At 28.4% G+C, this 21,105-nt stretch carries 18 protein-coding genes; 10 read left to right on the top strand and 8 right to left on the bottom strand.

Annotation, left to right across the window (positions count from 1 at the left end):
• The first annotated feature begins 16 nt into the window (after positions 1-16).
• Positions 17-4,312 carry a DUF4214 domain-containing protein gene (locus SFBMNL_RS05585; RefSeq protein WP_042294785.1) on the top strand — a complete coding sequence of 1,432 codons (4,296 nt, stop codon included), beginning with the start codon at positions 17-19 and terminating at the stop codon, positions 4,310-4,312.
• Positions 4,313-4,401: 89 nt separating this feature from the next.
• Here the strand turns inward: SFBMNL_RS05585 and SFBMNL_RS05580 are convergent, their stop codons facing one another.
• The 5 genes from SFBMNL_RS05580 to SFBMNL_RS05560 all read right to left on the bottom strand — a co-directional run bounded on the left by SFBMNL_RS05580 (position 4,402) and on the right by SFBMNL_RS05560 (position 7,859).
• The gene (locus SFBMNL_RS05580; RefSeq protein ID WP_042294784.1) at positions 4,402-4,983 is read right to left on the bottom strand and encodes a hypothetical protein; all 582 of its coding nucleotides are present in this window, start codon (positions 4,981-4,983) and stop codon (positions 4,402-4,404) included.
• Positions 4,984-5,064: 81 nt separating this feature from the next.
• Complete coding sequence (locus tag SFBMNL_RS05575; RefSeq protein WP_005805696.1) at positions 5,065-5,589, bottom strand: hypothetical protein; 525 nt, start codon at positions 5,587-5,589, stop codon at positions 5,065-5,067.
• A gap of 179 nt (positions 5,590-5,768) precedes the next feature.
• Positions 5,769-6,149 (bottom strand): hypothetical protein, encoded by a 381-nt coding sequence (locus SFBMNL_RS05570; protein WP_042294783.1) that lies wholly within the window; start codon positions 6,147-6,149, stop codon positions 5,769-5,771.
• A 51-nt stretch (positions 6,150-6,200) separates the two neighbouring features.
• The gene (locus tag SFBMNL_RS05565) at positions 6,201-7,130 is read right to left on the bottom strand and encodes a hypothetical protein (RefSeq protein ID WP_042294782.1); all 930 of its coding nucleotides are present in this window, start codon (positions 7,128-7,130) and stop codon (positions 6,201-6,203) included.
• A 186-nt stretch (positions 7,131-7,316) separates the two neighbouring features.
• Positions 7,317-7,859, bottom strand: a complete 543-nt coding sequence (locus SFBMNL_RS05560; protein WP_005805703.1) for an NADH peroxidase — start codon at positions 7,857-7,859, stop codon at positions 7,317-7,319.
• Between the two features lie 237 nt (positions 7,860-8,096).
• On the opposite strand from SFBMNL_RS05560, the gene SFBMNL_RS05555 reads away from it, so the two are divergent.
• The 4 genes from SFBMNL_RS05555 (at position 8,097) to SFBMNL_RS05540 (ending at position 12,216) form a co-directional block, all read left to right on the top strand.
• Complete coding sequence (locus SFBMNL_RS05555; RefSeq protein WP_042294781.1) at positions 8,097-9,179, top strand: DUF4214 domain-containing protein; 1,083 nt, start codon at positions 8,097-8,099, stop codon at positions 9,177-9,179.
• A 153-nt stretch (positions 9,180-9,332) separates the two neighbouring features.
• Positions 9,333-10,574, top strand: a complete 1,242-nt coding sequence (locus tag SFBMNL_RS05550) for a M16 family metallopeptidase (RefSeq protein ID WP_042294780.1) — start codon at positions 9,333-9,335, stop codon at positions 10,572-10,574.
• Positions 10,575-10,576: 2 nt separating this feature from the next.
• Positions 10,577-11,041 carry a regulatory protein RecX gene (locus SFBMNL_RS05545; RefSeq protein ID WP_042294779.1) on the top strand — a complete coding sequence of 155 codons (465 nt, stop codon included), beginning with the start codon at positions 10,577-10,579 and terminating at the stop codon, positions 11,039-11,041.
• 44 nt (positions 11,042-11,085) lie between these two features.
• Entirely contained in the window at positions 11,086-12,216 is a 1,131-nt protein-coding gene (locus tag SFBMNL_RS05540) for a transglutaminase-like domain-containing protein (protein ID WP_007439689.1), read from the top strand.
• A gap of 52 nt (positions 12,217-12,268) precedes the next feature.
• On the opposite strand, the gene SFBMNL_RS05535 is transcribed toward SFBMNL_RS05540, so the two are convergent.
• Positions 12,269-12,631 (bottom strand): tetratricopeptide repeat protein, encoded by a 363-nt coding sequence (locus SFBMNL_RS05535; protein WP_005805712.1) that lies wholly within the window; start codon positions 12,629-12,631, stop codon positions 12,269-12,271.
• Between the two features lie 162 nt (positions 12,632-12,793).
• Here SFBMNL_RS05535 and SFBMNL_RS05530 point away from each other — a divergent pair, with 162 nt between their 5' ends.
• The 3 genes from SFBMNL_RS05530 to SFBMNL_RS05520 all read left to right on the top strand — a co-directional run bounded on the left by SFBMNL_RS05530 (position 12,794) and on the right by SFBMNL_RS05520 (position 18,026).
• Positions 12,794-15,451, top strand: coding sequence for a valine--tRNA ligase (locus tag SFBMNL_RS05530; protein ID WP_042294778.1), 2,658 nt, complete (start codon positions 12,794-12,796; stop codon positions 15,449-15,451).
• A gap of 142 nt (positions 15,452-15,593) precedes the next feature.
• The gene (locus SFBMNL_RS05525) at positions 15,594-17,039 is read left to right on the top strand and encodes a serine hydrolase (protein ID WP_042294777.1); all 1,446 of its coding nucleotides are present in this window, start codon (positions 15,594-15,596) and stop codon (positions 17,037-17,039) included.
• A 108-nt stretch (positions 17,040-17,147) separates the two neighbouring features.
• Positions 17,148-18,026 carry a YncE family protein gene (locus SFBMNL_RS05520; protein ID WP_042294776.1) on the top strand — a complete coding sequence of 293 codons (879 nt, stop codon included), beginning with the start codon at positions 17,148-17,150 and terminating at the stop codon, positions 18,024-18,026.
• 46 nt (positions 18,027-18,072) lie between these two features.
• Here the strand turns inward: SFBMNL_RS05520 and SFBMNL_RS05515 are convergent, their stop codons facing one another.
• On the bottom strand, positions 18,073-18,588 hold the full coding sequence (locus SFBMNL_RS05515) for a DUF4364 family protein (RefSeq protein WP_005805720.1): 516 nt from the start codon (positions 18,586-18,588) through the stop codon (positions 18,073-18,075).
• 150 nt (positions 18,589-18,738) lie between these two features.
• Between SFBMNL_RS05515 and SFBMNL_RS05510 the strand changes: the two genes are divergently transcribed.
• Complete coding sequence (locus tag SFBMNL_RS05510; protein ID WP_005805722.1) at positions 18,739-19,530, top strand: polysaccharide deacetylase family protein; 792 nt, start codon at positions 18,739-18,741, stop codon at positions 19,528-19,530.
• 132 nt (positions 19,531-19,662) lie between these two features.
• On the top strand, positions 19,663-20,319 hold the full coding sequence (locus SFBMNL_RS05505) for a single-stranded DNA-binding protein (RefSeq protein WP_042294775.1): 657 nt from the start codon (positions 19,663-19,665) through the stop codon (positions 20,317-20,319).
• A 35-nt stretch (positions 20,320-20,354) separates the two neighbouring features.
• On the opposite strand, the gene dapD is transcribed toward SFBMNL_RS05505, so the two are convergent.
• The gene (dapD, locus tag SFBMNL_RS05500; RefSeq protein WP_042294774.1) at positions 20,355-21,068 is read right to left on the bottom strand and encodes a 2,3,4,5-tetrahydropyridine-2,6-dicarboxylate N-acetyltransferase; all 714 of its coding nucleotides are present in this window, start codon (positions 21,066-21,068) and stop codon (positions 20,355-20,357) included.
• Between the last annotated feature and the right edge of the window lie 37 nt (positions 21,069-21,105).

The raw sequence follows: 21,105 nt of genomic DNA, 5'->3' as shown, positions 1-21,105 counted from the left end.
TGGGGGGTTAATTTGGGTGAATAATTTATTTAAGACAACAATGAAATTTATGATATATTTTGGATTGTTCGTTTTTTTATTTATGATGTCCTGTTTTAATTTAAGTGTTAAACTGAGTTATGCATCAGATAATATAGGTGTTCCTATTTACATAGTTAATGGTGGAAATTTTTTGCAAATTGTATCGGGTAATGATAGATATGAAATAGATAATGTGAGTTTGAAAAATTTGATCTCTGGAGATGAGGTTAAAATTAATAAAATTGATAAACAATTTTTTATATATGATGAATTGCAAAATAATGTTGGGTACGAATTAAAAGTTTCACTAATTGATATATCATCACATGAAATAACTAGTCAAATATCGAAGTTTAAATATTTGGAAAATAGTTTTGGAGTTCATGATATTGGAATTAATTCTTGCGATGTTATATTTAGGTATGATAGAAAGAATTTAATTTTTATAGATGGAATTGAAATTTATGGTAAAAGATTGGAAAATGATGAGAAAGGAAAATTTGATTTTCATATTAAGAAATCAAATAAGGAAATAAACAATCTTCGAAATATTTTTAAATTCAAAGATATTTCATTACACCCAGCTACCACATACGATGTTAGATATGTCATTAATTTAAAGGATAATGTTAGTTTAGTATTTGATAAGGTTATAAGGACCAAAGATTTTGATATCTCAAATATGAGTTCAATGATGATTAACAACAATTTGATTGAAGTAAAATGGGATACTACATCAAATGAGTTTAAATTTATTGATAATGATTCAATTAATATTTATATTAAGGGAAAAAATGATATAAATTATTCGATTATCCCCGATGTTAAGATAACTGATGAGGAAGCTAAATTAAGTTTGGTCGAATTGAAAGAATTATCCGAGTTGTACGATATAAAGCTCTTGTATATGTTCGGAGGAAGAACAATTGAGAGAGAAATAAGACAGATTAATGATTTTTTTACTTTATATACAGATGTAAGCGTAATTAATTTGAAAGATTTATTGATCCAATTTAGTTTTATAAATGATGTAAATTTTAAATTTGAAGATAAGCTAAATATTTATATTGAAGAGCAGAATGATAAATTGTCTAGGAAAAAAGTTTTTTCTAAGGATTTAATGAATTTTTCAAAAATAGATAAATATGTGTTTGAGTACAAAGATTTGAAAGCAAATACAAAATACAATATTGATTATGAAATTGAATATTCAGATGGGAGATCTTTGGCGATTAAAAGTGAAAGTTTTATGACTCTTCCATTTAGTATAAAGGATATTTATGTTGAACCTATAGTGGATAGTGATAATAATGTAAATGTGAAATTTACATGGGAATTGATAGCACCTAATTTTAATTTCAGAAATGATGATTCTTTTAAGATTTTTATCAAGGAAAAAGAGAGTTCAGAATATCCAAATGAGCCACAATTTTATGCGAATAGAGATTTAAATAAGTTAAGATCATGTATTTTGACTTTAGGAAGAGATATAAGTAAGGAATATGATTTTAAATTTGTTTATTACATTGATGGCAGAGAATATGTAAGTTATAGTGATTTGACTAATAATTCATTTGTTAGATACCAATTGATTAAAGAAGGTGAATCAGATAGTGCAAGTGATAATTCGCAAGAAGATTCAACAGATTCAGAGGGTGGAGAAGGCAGTGGATCAAATACTAGCACTAGTGATACAGTGAAAATTTCAATTAAAGATAAGAAAGTAAATGAAGTTATATTTCAATTGGAATATTCAGAAAATTTTAAGTTTGAAGAAGGAGACAGTATAAGGTTATTTAAGAAACTTAGGAATGGAACTAGTAAGACTTTTTCTACTGATCCAGATAAAGAATATATTCATAGTAATAGTGGAGATAATCCAGTTAATTTGTTGAGTTTAAACGAGGTAAGTATTGGGTACTTGGTTCCAGATAAAGAATATGATTTTAAAATTGAGTTTAAGACAAAGAATGAACTAAAAGATAAAGATACTATACCTGAAAGTGGTTCTGAAGATAGTGATGGATCAGAAGAAGATAATGATACTGAGGAAGGATCAGGAGGTGGAGATGATTCAAATTCATCTGGAGGAGAAGATAATGGTGAATCAGGTAGTGGTAATGGATCTGATGAAACTGTTGAAGGTAGCGGAGATGGTGAGACATCAGAAGATGTAGATAGTGGAGATTCATCTGAGGAAGAAGAAGGAACAGAAGAAACACAAAATTTAGTTACAAGGAATATTAAGACGAGAGAGAGTTCTACAAATGGAGATGGAATAAAAACTTTGGAAAAGAAATTTGAAAATCAAAAGACTAACCAATTTACTATAGATGAATTTAAAACAACAGCGATTAGACCTAATAGTGCTAGTTTTGAATGGAAAGTATCTGAAGAATTTATAAACTTTGATGAAAAAGATAAAGTTGAGATTTATATTAAGAGAAAAATTATCAATGGATATCCTGCTGGGTCTTCTTTTTCAAAAATTGGATCTGAAGTTAGTGGTGTGTTGAAAGGTGAAGGAATTGTAACTTATATGGATATGGATTATACAGCTAAACTTGTTTATACAATAAGTAATGTAAAATTTGAAAAGACTTTGGAGTTTAAAACAATTTCTGCAAATTCGTCTCTAAATATAGGTGATGTAACTGAGTATTATGCTATTGTAGATATTCATCATCCAAAAGATTATATATTTTCTGATGGGGATTCATTGGAAATATATACTAAACCTAAAAGTGAAAAAAATTATCCTAAAGAGCCTAATATAATAACATATCATGATGGAGGGAATAAATTAGAAGACCTGACTAAATTTAATATACTTCCGATTTTACCGGATATAGAGTATGATGTTCTTCTTACTTATAAGACGAAAGCGAATGATATTGCAGATACAACTATAGATTTTAGATCAAAAAAATTGGAAATTAAGAATTGTAGGATAGATTCTAGGAATGGAAATACTTTAAGAATAAAGAGTGATCTTGTTAATGATATGGAAGTAATTAAGTATTTAGAAACATATGTAGATGTGTTTTATAAACTTCCAGAACACAAACAATATAGTGATAAAATTATTGCAAGTGCTTCTAGCTATGATATTTTTGATTTTGAATGTAAAATTCCAGATTATACAGAAGATTACGACTTGTTGATTTCTTATAATCCTCATGGATATTTTAATGAAGTTTATTTTATAGATTTTGAATTAGAGTATCGAGGTATTAAAGCTACCGTTGAGGAGGGTGAAAAAGAAGAAGAAGGGGTAAAAAAGAGTACATTTGATCTTAAATGGTCTTATGGATTAGACACGAAATTTTCAGAAGGCGATAAATTAAATATTTATTTAAAAGGAACTAAAAAGCCAGAAGATAGTGAGGATAATATAGAGGAAACAGATAAGAAAAAAGAATCTAATACTACAACTAGTAGCGAGTATGTAAAAATTCATACTATTGAAACGGATATAATATCGGTTACAAGTTTTAATTTAGATAATTTTGTAAGTGAAAATATGGATTATAGCGTTATGATAGAGCCTGTTAGTGAGAAATTTACAATAGGAGGAGGAAAGACAAAATTCTCTGTAGATAAAATTGTTCATACCAAACCAGTAGAAGAAACTATCTTTGAACATCCTGTTGAAATTGAAGAGTTTAATGGTAAAGGCAATCAATTCGCATTTTCTGTTCCAGATTTGGGGGATATTAGTTTGACAAAAGAGATGAATATATCATGTGATATCGAAGGAATATCTGCTCAAATTGATGATAATGGAAATATTGGAGTTATGGGACTTGTACCAGGGAAAGAATATCCTTCAATAGAAATTAAGATTATAATAGAAACCGGAAAAGAAATTACATTTAATATACAAAATATAACTTTAGAGGCAGAAAATCCTAGGCAAGCATTCTTATATAATGTTTATGGAAGAGCATTTTTAAGAGATCCAGACGAGGTTGGTTATGATTATTGGATTAATCGATTAAATACCCATGATATTGGGGCAAGGGATTTTCTAATTAATTTACTATTTGCTGAAAAGGAGTTTTCAGAACTTGAATATACAACAGAAAAATTAATTGAGATACTTTATTCTATAGTTGTGGATAGAGATCCAGATGCAGAAGGATTAAATTTCTGGATAAACTTCTACAACAATGAGGCACTTAATAATGCAAATGGTGATGTATTTAATGCAAAGAAATATATTGTAGATAGAATGATTAATGAAGAAGAGTTTATGAAGATGGTAGTTGGAATGGGATTAAAATATTAATTTTTTGGAGAGGGTTAATTTCCTCTCCATTTTATTTTTTTGCAAAAAAATAAACAGCAAGTTAAAATCTTGCTGTTTCTAAAGAGTTATTATTTTGTAGATACTCTAACAACAATTTTATTTTGTGAAGTACTATCTGTTGATGTAGTAGATCTATTTTGTTCAACGAGTGCTCTTGATTTTTGTTTTTTCTCATTTATACTTCTATATGATTTACTTGTGTTTGTAGTTGGTCTTTTAGATGTTGTAGTCTCTTCAGTTGTTTCTTCATTATCTATGTCTACTTCTTCGCTTTCAACATTAGAATTTGACATAACTTTAGCTTGGCTCTTTCTTCTTTCAGTAGAGCTATCTCCCCTACCTCTTCTTGTTGTTCTTGTAGATTCTTGTTTTTCTTCTGATGAGTTTGTTCTTGAGTTTCTTGTATTTTCATTTGTTCCACTATTCTCTTGTTTTACAGTAGTTTTAGCATTTGAAGTTGGTCTTTTAGATGTAGAAGTTGAGCTAGATTGACTTTTAGTTGATCTAGTTTGAGAAGGTCTTCTAGTAGTCGCGTGAGCTTCTTCAGCTCCTCCAGCCATATTAGCACCGATACCAGCAACAACACCAAGAGCAGCACCAAGAGCTACAGCTTTTTTAGCAATATCTTTTTTGTTTTTCTGCTTAGACATTTAGTACACCTCCATGTTAATTCCAAAATTCCATTTAATTATGTTAAAAGGACACTTCGCAGTGTCCTTGTTATATTAAAATTATTTTCTAGCAGTTGAAACACTAACAACAACTTTATTTGTTTTTTCAGTGCCTGAAGACCTTGACGCCATATCTTTATTTTGTTGAGCTTTAGATTTAGATTTTTTAGCACTTACAGATGAGTGAGATGTAGTCTTTTTAGTTTCCTCTTTTTTGTTAGTTGTTGTATTTCTTCCAGAAGTTCTACCGCCACTTGTATTAGTTTCATTTTCATTTACTGTAGTTTTAGCATCAGCTACCTTACCAGAAACTTTTCTGTTTCCAGCACTTCTAGCACTTCTAGAAGTACCTGATGAAGTTGTAGAAGAAGCATTAGAAGCTGGTCTTTTAGTTGAAGTAGTTGTGTTTTGCTCAGCATTAGTTGTAGAAGAAGTTGATTGAGAAGGTCTTCTAGCAGCGTGAGCCTCTTCAGCCCCTCCAGCCATAGTAGCACCGATACCAGCAACAACACCAAGAGCAGCACCAAGAGCTACAGCTTTTTTAGCAACCTCTTTTTTATTATTTTTTTTGTTTGAATTACTCATTTGAAAATACCTCCTTGTTTTTAGAAAACATCCTATAAAAATTTTAAGTTGTAAGCTTTACAATCATATATTTCGTTGAAAATGTGGGAAGATTTATATTTTATTAACAAAAAATTTTAAAAGGTATTGACAAAAAATAAGATAGGGGAGACCTTAGAGAGGTATCCCCTTATATAAAACTATTTTCTAGCAGTTGAAACACTAACAGGAATAACTTTTGGAGTTCTATTTGAAGTTCTATTTGAACTTTTATTTTCTAATCCATTATCTTTTGTATCTTTAGTGACTGTATTTTCAGGAATAAAATCCTTTGTAATATGTTGGTCTTTATATTCATCAAGATTTGCTTTATCTACATTTGTATAAGGTCTCTTAGTGTGCGAGAATTTTTTATCTGAATTTATTCTAGATTCTTTATTTGATTTAGTATTACGATTTCTAGCTTCAGCTTCTTTAATATTTAAATTTGTTCCGATTGTTGCGACTACTCCGAGTGCAGTACCAATAGCTACAGCTTTTTTAGTAAGTTCTTTGTGATCATTTTTTTTAGAATTATTCATAACAATTACACCTCTTTTCGTATTGAAGGAGAATTATTAAACTAGATTTTATTATGCTTTTGTATCTGTATATTGATTTCCTAATCCAGAGCTAACTACTTTATTTGTATTTGTTGGAGTCTGTGGTGTTGGTACAACAGTAGGACCTTTAGTACCGTTAGATCCTGAGGATTGTCCTCCAGCACTGTTTGTAGCACTAATTATACCTGCGATAATACCAGCGATTGCTCCAGCTCCAGCTACAGCAGCTACACCGATTCCTACTTTTTTAGCAGTTGACATTCCTGTATTTGGATTATTTGTGTTTTGATTTTGTGTTACATCTTCGTATTCTCCAATAGGTAATTTAACAGCACCATTAGAAGAAGTATTACTAGAAGTACTACTAGATGAAGGTCTTTTTACCAGTGTAGTGTTACCACTATTTGGTGTTTCTGTAGTGTTATTATTTGGTAATTTTAGGGATCCTGATGTTGATCCATTAGTAGCAGGTAATTTTAAACTACCAGTAGCTCCTGTCGAGCTATTAGAATTATTTTTTGTACTGGATGAAGTTGTACCACTAGTAGGTTTTTTAACTGAAGATGTACTTCCTATTGAAGGATTTTTAAGAGAATCTAAATAAGGTTTAGCAAATGGATTAGGCCATTGTTTATTGAATTTTGCAAATCCACGGCTAGTAGTATTAATACCACCAGTAACTTTTGTAGTAGCGTTAGCAACAGCACCACTCTTTGCAGCTACAACTTTAGCTCCTGTATTTCCAGTAGACCCCATATTTCCAGGCTGTATAACTTTTTGAACAGATGATCCAAACCATCTAATAGTTCCTCCTTTAGTCATTAGAGATTTAACTTCTTTAAAGTTACTTAATCCTAAAGTTAACGCTATAGTAGATAAAGAAGCAAGTGATATTGCTTTATAAGATTTGTCTCTATAATTTTTTTGTTTTTTATCATTATTATTTTTTGAATTTTTCATATTGATTTCTCCCATAAAAGTAGTGAATTCCAAATAATTTAAACTCGAGATATATGGATTTATATCGAAATAGAATTTTAAAACTTAATATACAGATTTCATAAAATTTATAAATGAAGTATTAAATGGAAGATACCAAAAAAATAAAAAAACCCATTGATTTAATCAATGAGTTCTCAAATAAAACTATGCTTTAAAATATCTTTCAAGAAGCCCTTTAAATGCCCTTCCGTGTCTAGCTTCATCTTTACACATTTCATGAACTGTATCATGAATAGCATCTAAATTTAATTGTTTAGCTAATGTAGCTAAATCTTTCTTACCTTGACAAGCTCCATACTCAGCAGCAACCCTTTTCTCTAAGTTAATCTTAGTAGAGTTATCAACAACTTCTCCTAAAAGTTCAGCAAATTTAGAAGCGTGCTCAGCTTCTTCAATAGCTATTCTTTTATAAGCTTCAGCAACTTCTGGATAACCTTCTCTATCAGCTTGTCTTGACATTGCTAAGTACATACCAACTTCTGTACACTCAGCTTCAAAATTCATTTTTAATCCTTCAACAATTCTAGGATCAACACCTTTAGCAACACCAATTACATGATCATCAGCCCAATTCATATCACCAGTTTGTTCGTTAAATTTATCAGCTGGTGCTTTACATATAGGACAAACTTCAGGAACAGACCCCTCAGCTATATATCCACAAACAGTACAAACAAATTTCTTCATTATAAAACCCTCCAAAATGTAAAAATTAATTATCAATTAACAACTCAATTATCAATTAACAATTATTATTATATCGGAAAGATTATTGAATTTCAAGATAATATTTTAAAATAATAAATTAATTTTAAAGTAATTATAAGTTTTATGAGCAATACTTAATTTGTAAAGTATTTATAGAAAAATTGTCACGAATGTTATATAATTGTAATCAAACAATGAGTAAATGGAGGGAATTTGTTGTCTAAATGTAAACATAAAGTATTTACCTTATTTATTGCTATGTTTTTAGTACTATCTATTTTCACCGTAAGACCAAATGCGAACACCATTGATAGTAACAGTATTACCGTTAAGACTAAATTTTTGGGAGAATTATCTGGTAAGAATAGATTTATATTTAGTGTGGATGTTGAAAAGAATATCAATGGAGTTATTAAAGAGTTCTTCATTGAAATTGATAATAAGATTGTGCCTATAAGTACATATCAGATTTCTGAAAACAAATACATTATAATTGTTAACCAAAATACAAAATCTTATAATATAAATAATGTAAAATTGGGTGTAAATGTTATTGTGAATAGATCTCAGGAAAGTATAAAGGGAATAGCAAGTTTAACTGCTAAGAATGAGAAATTTAGAGCTGCAAAAGTGGTTGGAGATCCAAGACTTTTGTATTACAACCAAAATCAAATAGTTTTGGCAGTTGAAATAGATGATCCTTGGGATATGCTTAAAAGTGTACAAGCTATGCTTGTGTATCCAGAATTAAGGAGTAATTTCAATACTACCTTTGAAGTGAAATATATTTTAGTATCTGGAGAGCTTAAACAATATGCATACATATATCTTGAAGGATTTCCATCAAATAATCCACTTAAAATTACTTCGAATTTGTTATTCCAGAAGAGTTTAAATGATGGATCTATTAATAAAGTAACTAAAATATTTTTACATAATTTTCAGAAGAAAAATATTGTAGAGAATCTTGTACAAAATATTTATACAACTTTATTAGGAAGAAAGCCGTCAAGTGCAGAACTTAAAAATAATACTCAGGAATTAATAGATAAAACATTATCAGTTAGCACTTTGATCATAAAAATCATACATAGTAATGAGTTCCAAAACAAACAAATATCTGATCAAGATTTTGTTACTAGGGTTTATAAGGTTATATTGGATCGTGATCCTGATGATGATGGAAAAAATTATTGGGTTGGTGAAGTTAAAAAAACGTCACGTGATGCTGTTTTGAAACAAATGTTAACATGTGATGAATACTTAAGATTGATGCAAGAAATAGGTTTGAAAGTTTAGAATTTGACTATGATTTAATTAATTTTAGATCATAGTTTTTTTATATCGTAAAGTTAAATAAAAATTCACATATTAAAAAGTTATAAATTTATAGCCTATGAACTGGAAAATTTTTACAAAACATTGTATTATTATCTAATGTTAGGAGAAAGTATGGAAAATTTAAAAATTAATTTTAAAGAATTTATTTTAGATAATGGATTTAAAATTCTTGTTTTAAATAAGCAATGTAAATTTTTTAATTTTAATCTTGGAATTAAAATTGGAAGTGCATATGAAACGGACAATGAAAGAGGATTTAGTCATTTTATTGAACATATGTTATTTAGATCAAATTGTAAATTTAAAGACTATGAAGTAAACAATATTATTGAATTTTTGGGTGGGGATTATGATGCATTTACTGATTATGGTTCAACTGTATTATCTATAAATGGATTGGATGATGATTTAGAAAAATGTATAGAATTAATTTCATCCATGGTTATGAGTCCTAAATTTGATAGTGAAGAGATGGACATTGAGAGAGATATAATAATTTCGGAATTAGATTCATGTTATGCAAATTATGAGGAGTTTAGTTTTTTAAAGCTAAATGAACAAGCTTTTGAAAAATCTCATATAAGGTATGACATAGCAGGTGATAGAAAATTATTGGAAAGTGTAACTACTGATGATTTAATTAAATTTTATAATAAATATTATGTTCCGAATAATGCGTATGCGGTTGTTATTAGCTCATACAGTGAAGAGTACATAGTTAGTTTATTAAAAAAATATTTTAACTCCTGGCAAAGAAAACATATTTCACATAAAAAATTGATTGAAGAGGTAAATATTTCCAAGACTATAGTTAGTGAAAAGAGCGATTTAGAAATAAGTACTGTTACATATTTGTTTGTGTTTAAAGATTTACAACAAGGCGAGAAAATACTTTTAAAATTAGCAGAGTATAAACTTGGAGGAGGCTCAAATTCTATATTATTTAAGAAAGTAAGAGATGAAGAAGGGCTGGCTTATGATATTTATACACAATTAGAAATTAGTGACGAATTTAAGGGGATGTATATTTTTTGTACGACTGGTAAGGAGAACATAGATAGAGCTAGGAAAATTATAGATGAATGTATATTAGAAATAAAGAATTGCAGTTATAATTTTGATTATTATAATTTGAATTTGATGAAAAAGCTACAATTGATAGCTATATATTCAATTCTTGAAGATAATAGAAAACTTGGATTGTATTTAATAGATAAACTACTTTATGATAAAAATATTGAATCATATATGGAAGATTTGGAAAAAATAGGGAATATTAATAAGCGACAAATAATGGAAGTTTGCAAAAAGTATTTTAATAATCCAACAGTTCATATTCTTAAAGGAAAATAGTTATGAGTAGAGAATTTATAATTGCGAAAAACTTAGCATTAAAGTTATTAAATCGGTATGACAAAACGCAAAAAGAAATGAAAAAGTATCTTTTGGATAAATGTGTTGATCCAAATGTAGCAGATGATGTAATCAAATACTTGTTGGAGTACAACTTTATAAATGATTACAGATATGCTAAAAATTACATAAATAAGAACTTATTAAAGTATGGTGAAAAGAAAATATTTTTTGATTTAATTCTTAAGGGATTAGATAATGAATTTTTAAAGGCGGAATTTTCAAAAATATCTGATGAACAAAAGATAGAAATAGGCGTTAAGATATGTCAAAAGAAGTATGATGTAATTAAAGATAAATTTGAGGTATTTAAAATTAGACACAAGCTATTTTGTCACCTAATTGGAAAAGGATATGATTATGACTTAGCGACTAAAATAATAGATCAAGTTTATTTGAAAAATTAGATGATTTTGTTACATTGGATGTCTACTTTAAAGGGGATTACGGGTTGTTTAATTTATTAATAGATACCTTAGACAATGGTATTATATCTATTTTTATTGTGGTATTGTTTATTTTTACTTTGTTTAGAGGAATTGTTAAGTATAATAAGTTACAATATATTTTTCGTGATATTGGATTTTATATAAATGTAATTTCTATTTATCTTGTTTATTTATCTTATGATATTATTGCTTATGAATTATATTATTTGGTTTTGAATGTTTTTAATATAAATCGTGCAGATAATACATTGATTGGATTTATATTGAAGGTAGGATTATTCGTTTTAGTATTTATGATTTATAATTTAATATGTAGGTGTATTCATATTATATTGTTTAAAAACATGGTTATTAAATCTCATAAGTTTTTATTTCAACTTCCAAATATATTTAGATATGTAGTATTTGGAATTATAAAAGCTCCAAAAGCAATTCTTATTGTATTAATTTTTATTTTCGCTCTTAATACATTTTCCATGTTTTTGACAGAGAATAATAAGATTAATAAACTTATAAATTCATCTAACTTATATAAAAGTATATCTAATAGAATTATAGTTCCATTTAAGTATGATTTAAATGAGATCATGCTTAATATTTTTAATCCTATTTTAGATACATTTAATGATATTAGGTCAAATAACATAAAGTATTTGTATAATGGAGTTACGATAGATGAGGCAACAAGAAGTACTGATGAAATTGTAGAATTTGCTGTACAAAGTACGAAAGGACTAGTTAACTCTTATGATAAGGCGAGAAAATTATATGATGATGTGATAAATATGCTTGAATATGATGAGGAAAAATCAAATGATATATTAAATGAAGATTTCAGTAATTTATCTGGAGCTATTTCTGCATTTGAAAGCAAATTGGGAATTTGTTTTGACTATGCGAGCCTTTATTCTGTACTTGCAGAAAGTATACAGTTGCCAACTCGTATTGTGGTTGGTAAAGGATACAATGGAACTAGTTGGATAAACCATGCTTGGAATGAGGTTTACATTGATGAATCAGATTCTTGGATTGAAGTTGATACTACATTTGGTGAGACAGGCAACTATTTTGATATTAATAATTTTGAACAAGATCACATAAGGGAAAGAGTTATATGGGAATTTTCAGTTTAAAATATAATTATAGGGTAGTTTTAATTGGGGGATTAAGACTACCCTTTTATTTTTATTTTTTAGTTTTATCGAATGAATCTAAAATCATAGATATTGCTTTTTTGCATTCATAGTCATCATTATTAATAGCCCATGACCAATTAAAATATGTAAGAGCTTTTGCATTATCACCAAGTAGTGAGTAACAATAAGCCAAATTAAATAGGTACTTATGGTCAAGTTTTATTTCAAGAGCCTGTTTTAATAAATTAATTGCCTCATCATATTCTTTTAATTTTATGTAGCAAACTGCAGAATTATAAAGTGAGCATGCTTCACTTCCTTGGTGTTGAATAGATTTTTTATATAATGAGATTGCCTTCTTGTAATCTTTTTTATTGTAATAATCATTCGCCTTTTTAAAGTAAAAATCCAAAATTAATCACCTCTTGTTAAACTTAATATTATTATTCCAAAAATTACCTTGATTATTCAGTTTAACATATAAATATTTTTGACAATGATATACTATGTGATAAAATATTGATAATGTAGAAGAAAAAAATTAGTGATAATTATGAAGTTTACGGAGGGTTAAATGAGAGAAGAATTAGGTAAGTATAGTCCCGTAGAGTTTGAAAAAGATATTTTTGATACTTGGCAGAAAAATGATTTGTTTAGGGCTAGGGTTAATGAAGATAAAAGGCCTTATGTTATATCAATGCCTCCTCCAAATATAACAGGCAAGTTGCACTTGGGTCATGCTTTGGATTTAACGTTGCAAGATATTTTGATACGTTTTAAAAGGATGCAAGGCTTTGAGGCTTTATGGGTTCCAGGAGAAGACCATGCGAGCATTGCAACTGAAGTAAGAGTTGATAATGAACTTTTAAAGAATGGAATAAAGAAATATGATTTGGGACGTGAAAAGTTTTTAGATAGAGTTTGGGAATGGACAGATGAATATAGGGCAAAAATACGTAAGCAAATTGAAACGATAGGGACGTCTTGTGATTTCTCAAGAGAAGCTTTTACAATGGATAATAACTTGAGCAAAGCTGTTAGAGAGGTTTTTGTAAAGTTATATAATCAAGGATACATATATCAAGGGAATAGAATTACAAACTGGTGTCCAAAGTGTACAACAGCCCTTTCTGATGCAGAAATTGAATATAAAGAAATGAAAGGTAAGTTTTGGCATATTAAGTATCCATTAGAGATCGGGGATGGATATTTAGAAATTGCTACTACTAGACCAGAAACTCTTCTCGGAGATGTTGCTGTTATGGTTCATCCAGATGATGTTAGATATAAAAAGTATATAGGAATGAATGTTATTCTACCTCTTGTTGGTAGAAAAATTCCTGTTATAGCAGATTCATATGTAGATATGGAATTTGGTACAGGGGTTGTTAAAGTAACTCCAGCTCATGATCCGAATGATTATGAAGTTGGTCTAAGACATAATTTACCACAAATTAGAGTGCTAGATGAAAAGGCCTGTGTAAATGAAAATGGTTTTGAGTATGAAGGTTTGTATAGATATGATGCCCGTGAGAGAATAGTTGAGGATTTGCAGAAGAAAGGATTATTATTATCCATAAGAGATCATGATCATAATGTGAGTTGTCATGATAGGTGTGGGACAATTATTGAGCCTATTATTTCTACTCAATGGTATCTTAAGATGGAGGAACTTGCGAAGCCGGCAATAGAATGTGTTAAAAATAAGGAAATTTCTTTTATACCAGAGAGATTCGAAAAGATATATTTTAATTGGATGGAAAATATTAAAGATTGGTGTATTTCTAGACAGCTTTGGTGGGGACATAGAATTCCTGTTTTTTATTGTAAAGATTGTGATAACGTTATGGTTTCTTCTGATGATTTGGATAAATGTGATAAGTGTTCATCAACAGAAATTTATCAAGATGAAGATGTACTAGATACTTGGTTTAGTTCAGCTTTGTGGCCATTTTCTATTTTGGGTTGGCCGAACGAAACAGAAGATCTTAAGTATTTTTATCCAAATGAAACTTTAGTAACAGGATACGATATTATATTTTTCTGGGTTGCTAGGATGATTTTTTCAGGATTACATAATATGGGAGAAGTTCCTTTTAGAAAAGTATTTATACATGGAATTATAAGAGATTCTCAAGGAAGAAAGATGTCGAAGTCTCTCGATAATGGAGTCGATCCTATGGATGTAATTGAAAAATATGGTGCAGATGCCTTAAGATTTATGCTTATAAATGGAATTTCACCAGGAAATGATATTAGATATATCAAAGAAAAGGTTGAATCTGCATCTAATTTTGCAAATAAGATATGGAATGCTTCTAAGTTTGTCATGATGAATTTGGATGAAGAATTAATTGAGAAGTATAAGGATTGCAATGAATATAGTTTAGCTGATAAATGGATTTTGAATAAATTAAATACATTAGTAGATGAAGTTACAAATAATTTTGAAAAGTTTGAACTTGGTGTTGGATTATCTAAGATTTATGATTTTATATGGACCGAGTTTTGTGATTGGTATATAGAGTTATCAAAGATTATTTTACATGGTGAAAGTGAGAAGCAAAAAGGAGTTACTCTGAGAGTATTAAGGAGAGTTTTGATAGATTCATTGAAATTATTGCATCCAGTGATGCCTTTTATAACAGAAAAATTGTATGTAAATTTAAAAGATTTTGATAATGAATTTATAACTACGTCTAATTTTCCTGTATTTGACAATAATTTAAATTTTAACGAATTTGAAGATAATATGAATTATGTTATAGAATCAATTAGAGCTATAAGAAATCTAAGATCACAAATGAATATACCACCGTCAAAGAAGGCAAAACTTTATATTGTTCCTAAGGGTAATTTTAGAGATATTTATGTAGAGTCTTTGATTTATATAGAAAAGTTGGGTTTATCAAAAGATATAGAAATTGTTTCGAAGATTGATGAAGAACTTGTAAATTCTAATAAAGTAGTGACGGTTGTTTCATCATCTTCAAATATGTATGTTCCGTTGTTAGATTTAGTTGATATTAATAAGGAGCTTGATCGTTTATCTAAAGAGAAGGATAAATTGGATAAAGAAATTGAGCGTTTGAATAAGAAATTATCAAATCAAGGATTTGTGAGTAAGGCTCCAGAAAAAGTTATAAAAGAAGAGAAAGATAAGCTTAGAAAATATGAATCTATGGTTGAGGAAGTAGATAAAAGTATTGCAAATTTTAAGTCTAAGTTTTAATAGAAATAAAGTTACATCTGAATAAATTTGACATTATGTGCAAATAATCTTTCTTGGATTTAAAATTCAAGGAAGATTATTTTATTTATAGAATAAGTATATATATATATATTTAATAATTTTATAAAATAAGGAGAGAGTAATGAAAAGAATTTCCAAATGTTTTTTAGCGTTGTTTCTAATTTTAAGTATGTGTTTATCTACGTATAAAACTGTGGAAGTATCTTCTAAGGCAAATATGATTATAACTCAAACCTCAGACAAGCTATTAGGAAATTTTATTGGGTCAGCTTACAATATTTTTTATGGACGTGAGGCTGATTTAGATGGATTTAGATATTGGTATAATATGCTTAGTACTGGTAAAGTATCTGCGAGAACATTTATAGAGAAGTTTGTATTGGAGTCTAAGGAATTTTTAGATTCAGTTAAACTTAAGGAAGAATTTATAAGTAAGATTTATAGATTTATATTTGGAAGAGATACGGACAAGCAGGGTAAACAATATTGGTTAGATTATATAGATGGAAGGATTTTATATTACTATAGAAGTGAGTACCCTTCAACATATAAAAATAGTGAGATTCTTATTTTAAGGTGGAATATAAATGATTCACCTAAAGTGATTAGTGATGTTATGAACAAATTAATCTTTAGTGATGAATTTGCTGTAAGGATATCTCTTATGAACATAAAGTTAGACAAGAATAATGTTAATATACCGGTAAATAGGACTGATGCTTTAAGTATATATAATTTATTAGAGAATGATATAAAACTTGTGGATTATACTGATGAGATTGAAAAGAGAAAACAAGAGGCACTAAGACTTGAGCAAGATTTAATCAATAGAGTAGGTTCATCTAGGTTGAAAAATAAAATTTTGACTTATTTAGGAGATATGGTTAATAATGTTGCTGTTTCGTTTTATGACGTTACAACAAAAGAATCATTTGACATAAATGGGGACGTATTATTTAAGGCGGGAAGTACTCACAAAGTACCACTTAATATTGTTTTATATGATCTTGTACAATCTGGTAAAATAAATTTAAATAGCAAAGTTGAATATGTTCATTCACAACATTATGAAGGTGGTTCAGGAGTTTTACAAGGTTATCTAGTGGGAGAATATTTACCTCCACAGACTTTTGCTGAATTATCTAAAAGATCTCTCCTAAATTCAGATAATATTGCAGCTAATATGTTAATAACTGGAATTAATCAGGTTACAAGTCTTTATAGAGAATATGGAAAAATTTTGGAAGAACCATTAAATAGGACAGGCAATCTTTTTTCAACAAATGAGATGAGAAAATTTTTACTTAAGTTATACGAAAACAAGGATAATAATCCTTATTATAAAAATATTATTCAATATTTAAAAGATAGTTCAACAGGTGTTAGAATGGGAAGATATATACCTGAGGGGATTGTTGCAAATAAGTATGGATCATTTCAAGGGAATTATCATGATATAGGAATTGTTTTTGGAGATAGACCATTTATTTTGGTAATTTATACTAAGGATTTAAGTAATGCAGAAAAAGTAATAGCGGATATTTCAAAGATTGTATATGAAAGGTAAGGCATTTAGCCTTACCTATTTTTTATGTAATTAAATAAAAAAACATTTGGAAATAAATTGTTTCTTGAATATCATGAATTGTTGAGCAACTATTGGAAAGGGGAATCTATGAATGATTTGTATATTTGTAATGGATTATCAAATTATATTTCAAAGATTAATTTAACGGATAGTATTCATCAAAAAATACATTTAGAAGATGAAAATAAAATTATAGGAATACATGGAATTGATTTTTTAGATGATAAAATTTATATTGCAGGGAATAATAGTTACAATTTTTATGAGATTAACATAAATACATGGAGAATTAAATCTTGGGAAATTGGAATGTTTACGAATGACTTAAAGATTATAGATGATTTTATTTATTTAATATGTAGTGATACAAATTGTCTTGTGGTCTATGATATGACAAACAAATGCTTGTGTTATCAGATTGAATGTGGAAATTATCCACAAAGTATGGAGATAAACAATAAATATGAAGTGATCTGTGTTACAAGTTCCAAGAGTGATCAAATAAATATGATTGATTATAAGATTAACGATGTTATAAAAAATATTAGGACGGGAAACTTTCCAATGAATTCAAAATTTTATAAGGATAGTAAATATATCTTTGTGTGTGAGAGTAACTTTGGTGATGAAATTAATGGAACTTTTAGTATTTATGATTTTGATACAGGTCAAAATTATAAGAGTATAAAATTAAATACACCTGTAGATATGTATATTGATTATGAATCGAAATCCGTTTTTGTATCAAATTATTTAGGAAATTGTGTAAGCATAATAGATTTGTTAGAATTGCGAGAGATCGGTAGGATATATGTAAATGGAAATCCGAGAGGAATTTATAAGAATGGGAGATTTTTATATGTTGTGTTAGGAGATAAAGAACTTTTAATTAAATATGATTTGTATACCCGTAAGAAGGAAACTATAAGGATTGGTGAAGATCCATCTAGAATATATGGGTATTAAAAAAATGATACTTAGAATAAGCGAATCTTTGTAGCTTAACTAAGTATCATTTTTTTTGTTTAGTTATGGCAGATAAAATTAAATTATAAATATGATCAGAATTATCTTTGCAATTTTTGGTTATTAGTTGAATTTGATCTTTGGATTGATTAGGTATAATTAAATTTAATATAGGTTTATTATTTTTTAAAAATGTGACTTCCAGGTTATTGGATTTGATATTTACCTCTGATGAAATGATTTGATTTTTCTTTTCGATTGCTGACATATAATTTTTGAAACAATCGATTTTAAACTTAGATATTCTATTTTGAAACATTTCGAGTATTTTTCTTCCAAGGGGTGCGATTTTATATAGTTCTTCATTTTTTGAATGTATAATTATTAAATATTCATTTTCGACTAATTCAATTAAATATTGCTGGAGCAAAAAATAATTTAAAAAATTATTACTCAGTATGATATCTGTTATACAGTCATTTGAGCAAGGGTGTTTTAATTTTTTTATTATATATAAAATCAAAAGTTTATTATCTGCAAGTTCTATGATATCTTTCAGCATAAATCAATTCACCTCATTAATCATATATAGTTATTCTAATCTTAAAAGCTAAATAATACAAATAAAAATATTTTTGTTTTTTTAAATTTTTAATATTAAAAACTAAATTAGCATATATTTTACATAAAATAATTAATTAGGAGGAAAAAATTGGGTAATAAAATTAAAAATAAAAAGAAGGTTAAATATTCATTTATTGGAACAGCTTTTATGTTATTCTTATCAGTAATAGTTACATATGTGTATTTTTATAATCCAACGGTACTTACATTTAGCAGTCAAAAATCATTACCAATATATAGGGTTGATACGGAGGAAAAGAAAGTTGCTATAACTTTTGATGTGAATTGGGGGAAGGATTATACGATGCAAATATTAGATATATTAGATAAATATGATTCTAAGGCATCGTTTTTCTTGATTGGAAAATGGATTGATTATAGCAAAGAGAATGTTGATCTTGTTAAAGAGATGAATAAGAGAGGGCATGAGGTAGCAAATCATAGTAATATACATCCAGATTTTACAAACATAGATAGAGATAGAATAGTTAGAGAACTTGAGATAACTGATAGTAAAATTTATGAAATTACAAACAAGAGAAGCAAATTATTTAGATTTCCTAAGGGAGAGTATAATCAAAATTCTGTTGAGATAGTTAAGAGTTTAGGATATATTCCAATTCAATGGGATGTTGATTCTATTGATTGGAAAGAAGATGGATTGGAGAGTGAATATCAACGTGTAAAAAATAAACTCCAAGCTGGATCAATTGCACTGTTTCATACTAATGCTAAAAATACACCAGAGAATTTAGAGCGGATATTAAAGGAGTTTAAAGATCAGGGATATGAATTTGTTACATTATCTGAACTTTTATATAGAGAAAATTATGAGATAGATAATATGGGTGTCCAGAAACAATTGAAAAATATTACTTAAATGTTAATAAAATTAAAATATTGAAAGATATGTTAATGAATTTTATAATGTATTGTATACAATCAAGGTAATAAAAAAAATCCTATCTAATATACATATTAGAGAACAAAAACTAATGTGGAGAGGTGTATTATGGATATAAACCTAGTTAATAATAGGATATGGCTCGAAGGAAAGGGAGTAGATGAACCTAAATTTAGTCACGAAATGTTTGGAGAAGGATTTTATAATTTTGACATAGAGGTTATGCGTTTAAGTGATTCGAAAGATGTTTTGAGTGTAACTATATCAGAAAGAATAATGGTTGGAATAGATTTTTCTATTGGAACAGAGATAATGTTGGAAGGTCAATTGAGATCTTATAATAAAATTGTGGATGGGAAAAATAAATTAATATTAACTGTTTTTGCTCGTAATGTTACTCCTTGTACAGAAAGAAGTAAGAATCCAAATGAAATTTATTTAGACGGTTATATTTGCAAACAACCACTCTATAGGACAACTCCTTTTGGTAGAGAAATTGCTGATGTACTTTTAGCGGTTAATAGAGCTTACAATAAATCTGATTACATACCTACTATAGCATGGGGAAGGAATTCTAGATTTTGTAAGAATTTACAAGTTGGAGATAATATAAGAGTTTGGGGACGACTGCAAAGTCGAGAATATCAAAAGAAGATTTCTGAAACTGAGAAAGTAACAAAGGTAGCATATGAGGTGTCAGTCTCTAAAATGGAAAAAGTAGATAAAGATAATAGAGTTGTTGATTCGTCTGAGGATGTTGGATAGAAGAAGGCCATCTTATGATGGTCTTCTTCTGTTTTTTAGAGACTTCTTAGATCTTCTAAGATTTTAGTTCTATCTTTTACCGCTTGATCTATTTCTTTAATAATTCTTGCAGGAGAACCAGTTACAACTGTATTTGGAGGTACATCTTTTGTTACGATAGCACCTGCTCCAACTACAGAATTTTCACCAACACGTACACCTTCAAGTATTACAGCGTTAGCGCCTATAAGAACATTATTTTCTATTACACATGGTTCTTTTGATGGTGGTTCAAGAACTCCTGCTACAACAGCACCTGCTCCTAGGTGTACATTTTTGCCGAGTTTTCCACGAGCACCAACAACGGCATTCATATCAACCATACTACCTTCTCCAATTTCAGCACCTATATTTATAACTGCTCCCATCATGATTATACAATTCTTTTCTATTGTTACCATATCTCGAATTATTGCACCAGGCTCAATTCTTGCCTCTATATCTATTAGATTCAGCATTGGGATTGCAGAGTTTCTCTTTGAATTTTCAATTCTATGTCTGTTTATTTTAGATTGATTTTTGGATAGAAATGAAATAATGTCTTCTTTTTCACCAAATAGAGTGTAATTTCCGTTTGATCCGTAAAATTCTAAATTATTAAAATCTTCGTCTGTTAAATTTCCCTTTAAGTAGACTTTTAAAGGAGTTGATTTTTTAGCATCTTTTATGTATCTTGCGATATCATAAGGATTTTTCATATCGTAATTCATTTAATATTATTCCTTCCTTTTTGTTAATTCATAAGTA

This window comes from Candidatus Arthromitus sp. SFB-mouse-NL, assembly GCF_000709435.1.
Lineage (GTDB): Bacteria > Bacillota > Clostridia > Clostridiales > Clostridiaceae > Dwaynesavagella.
Note: the sequence above shows the minus strand (reverse complement) of the source record. Positions and strands in the feature narration are given on the sequence as shown.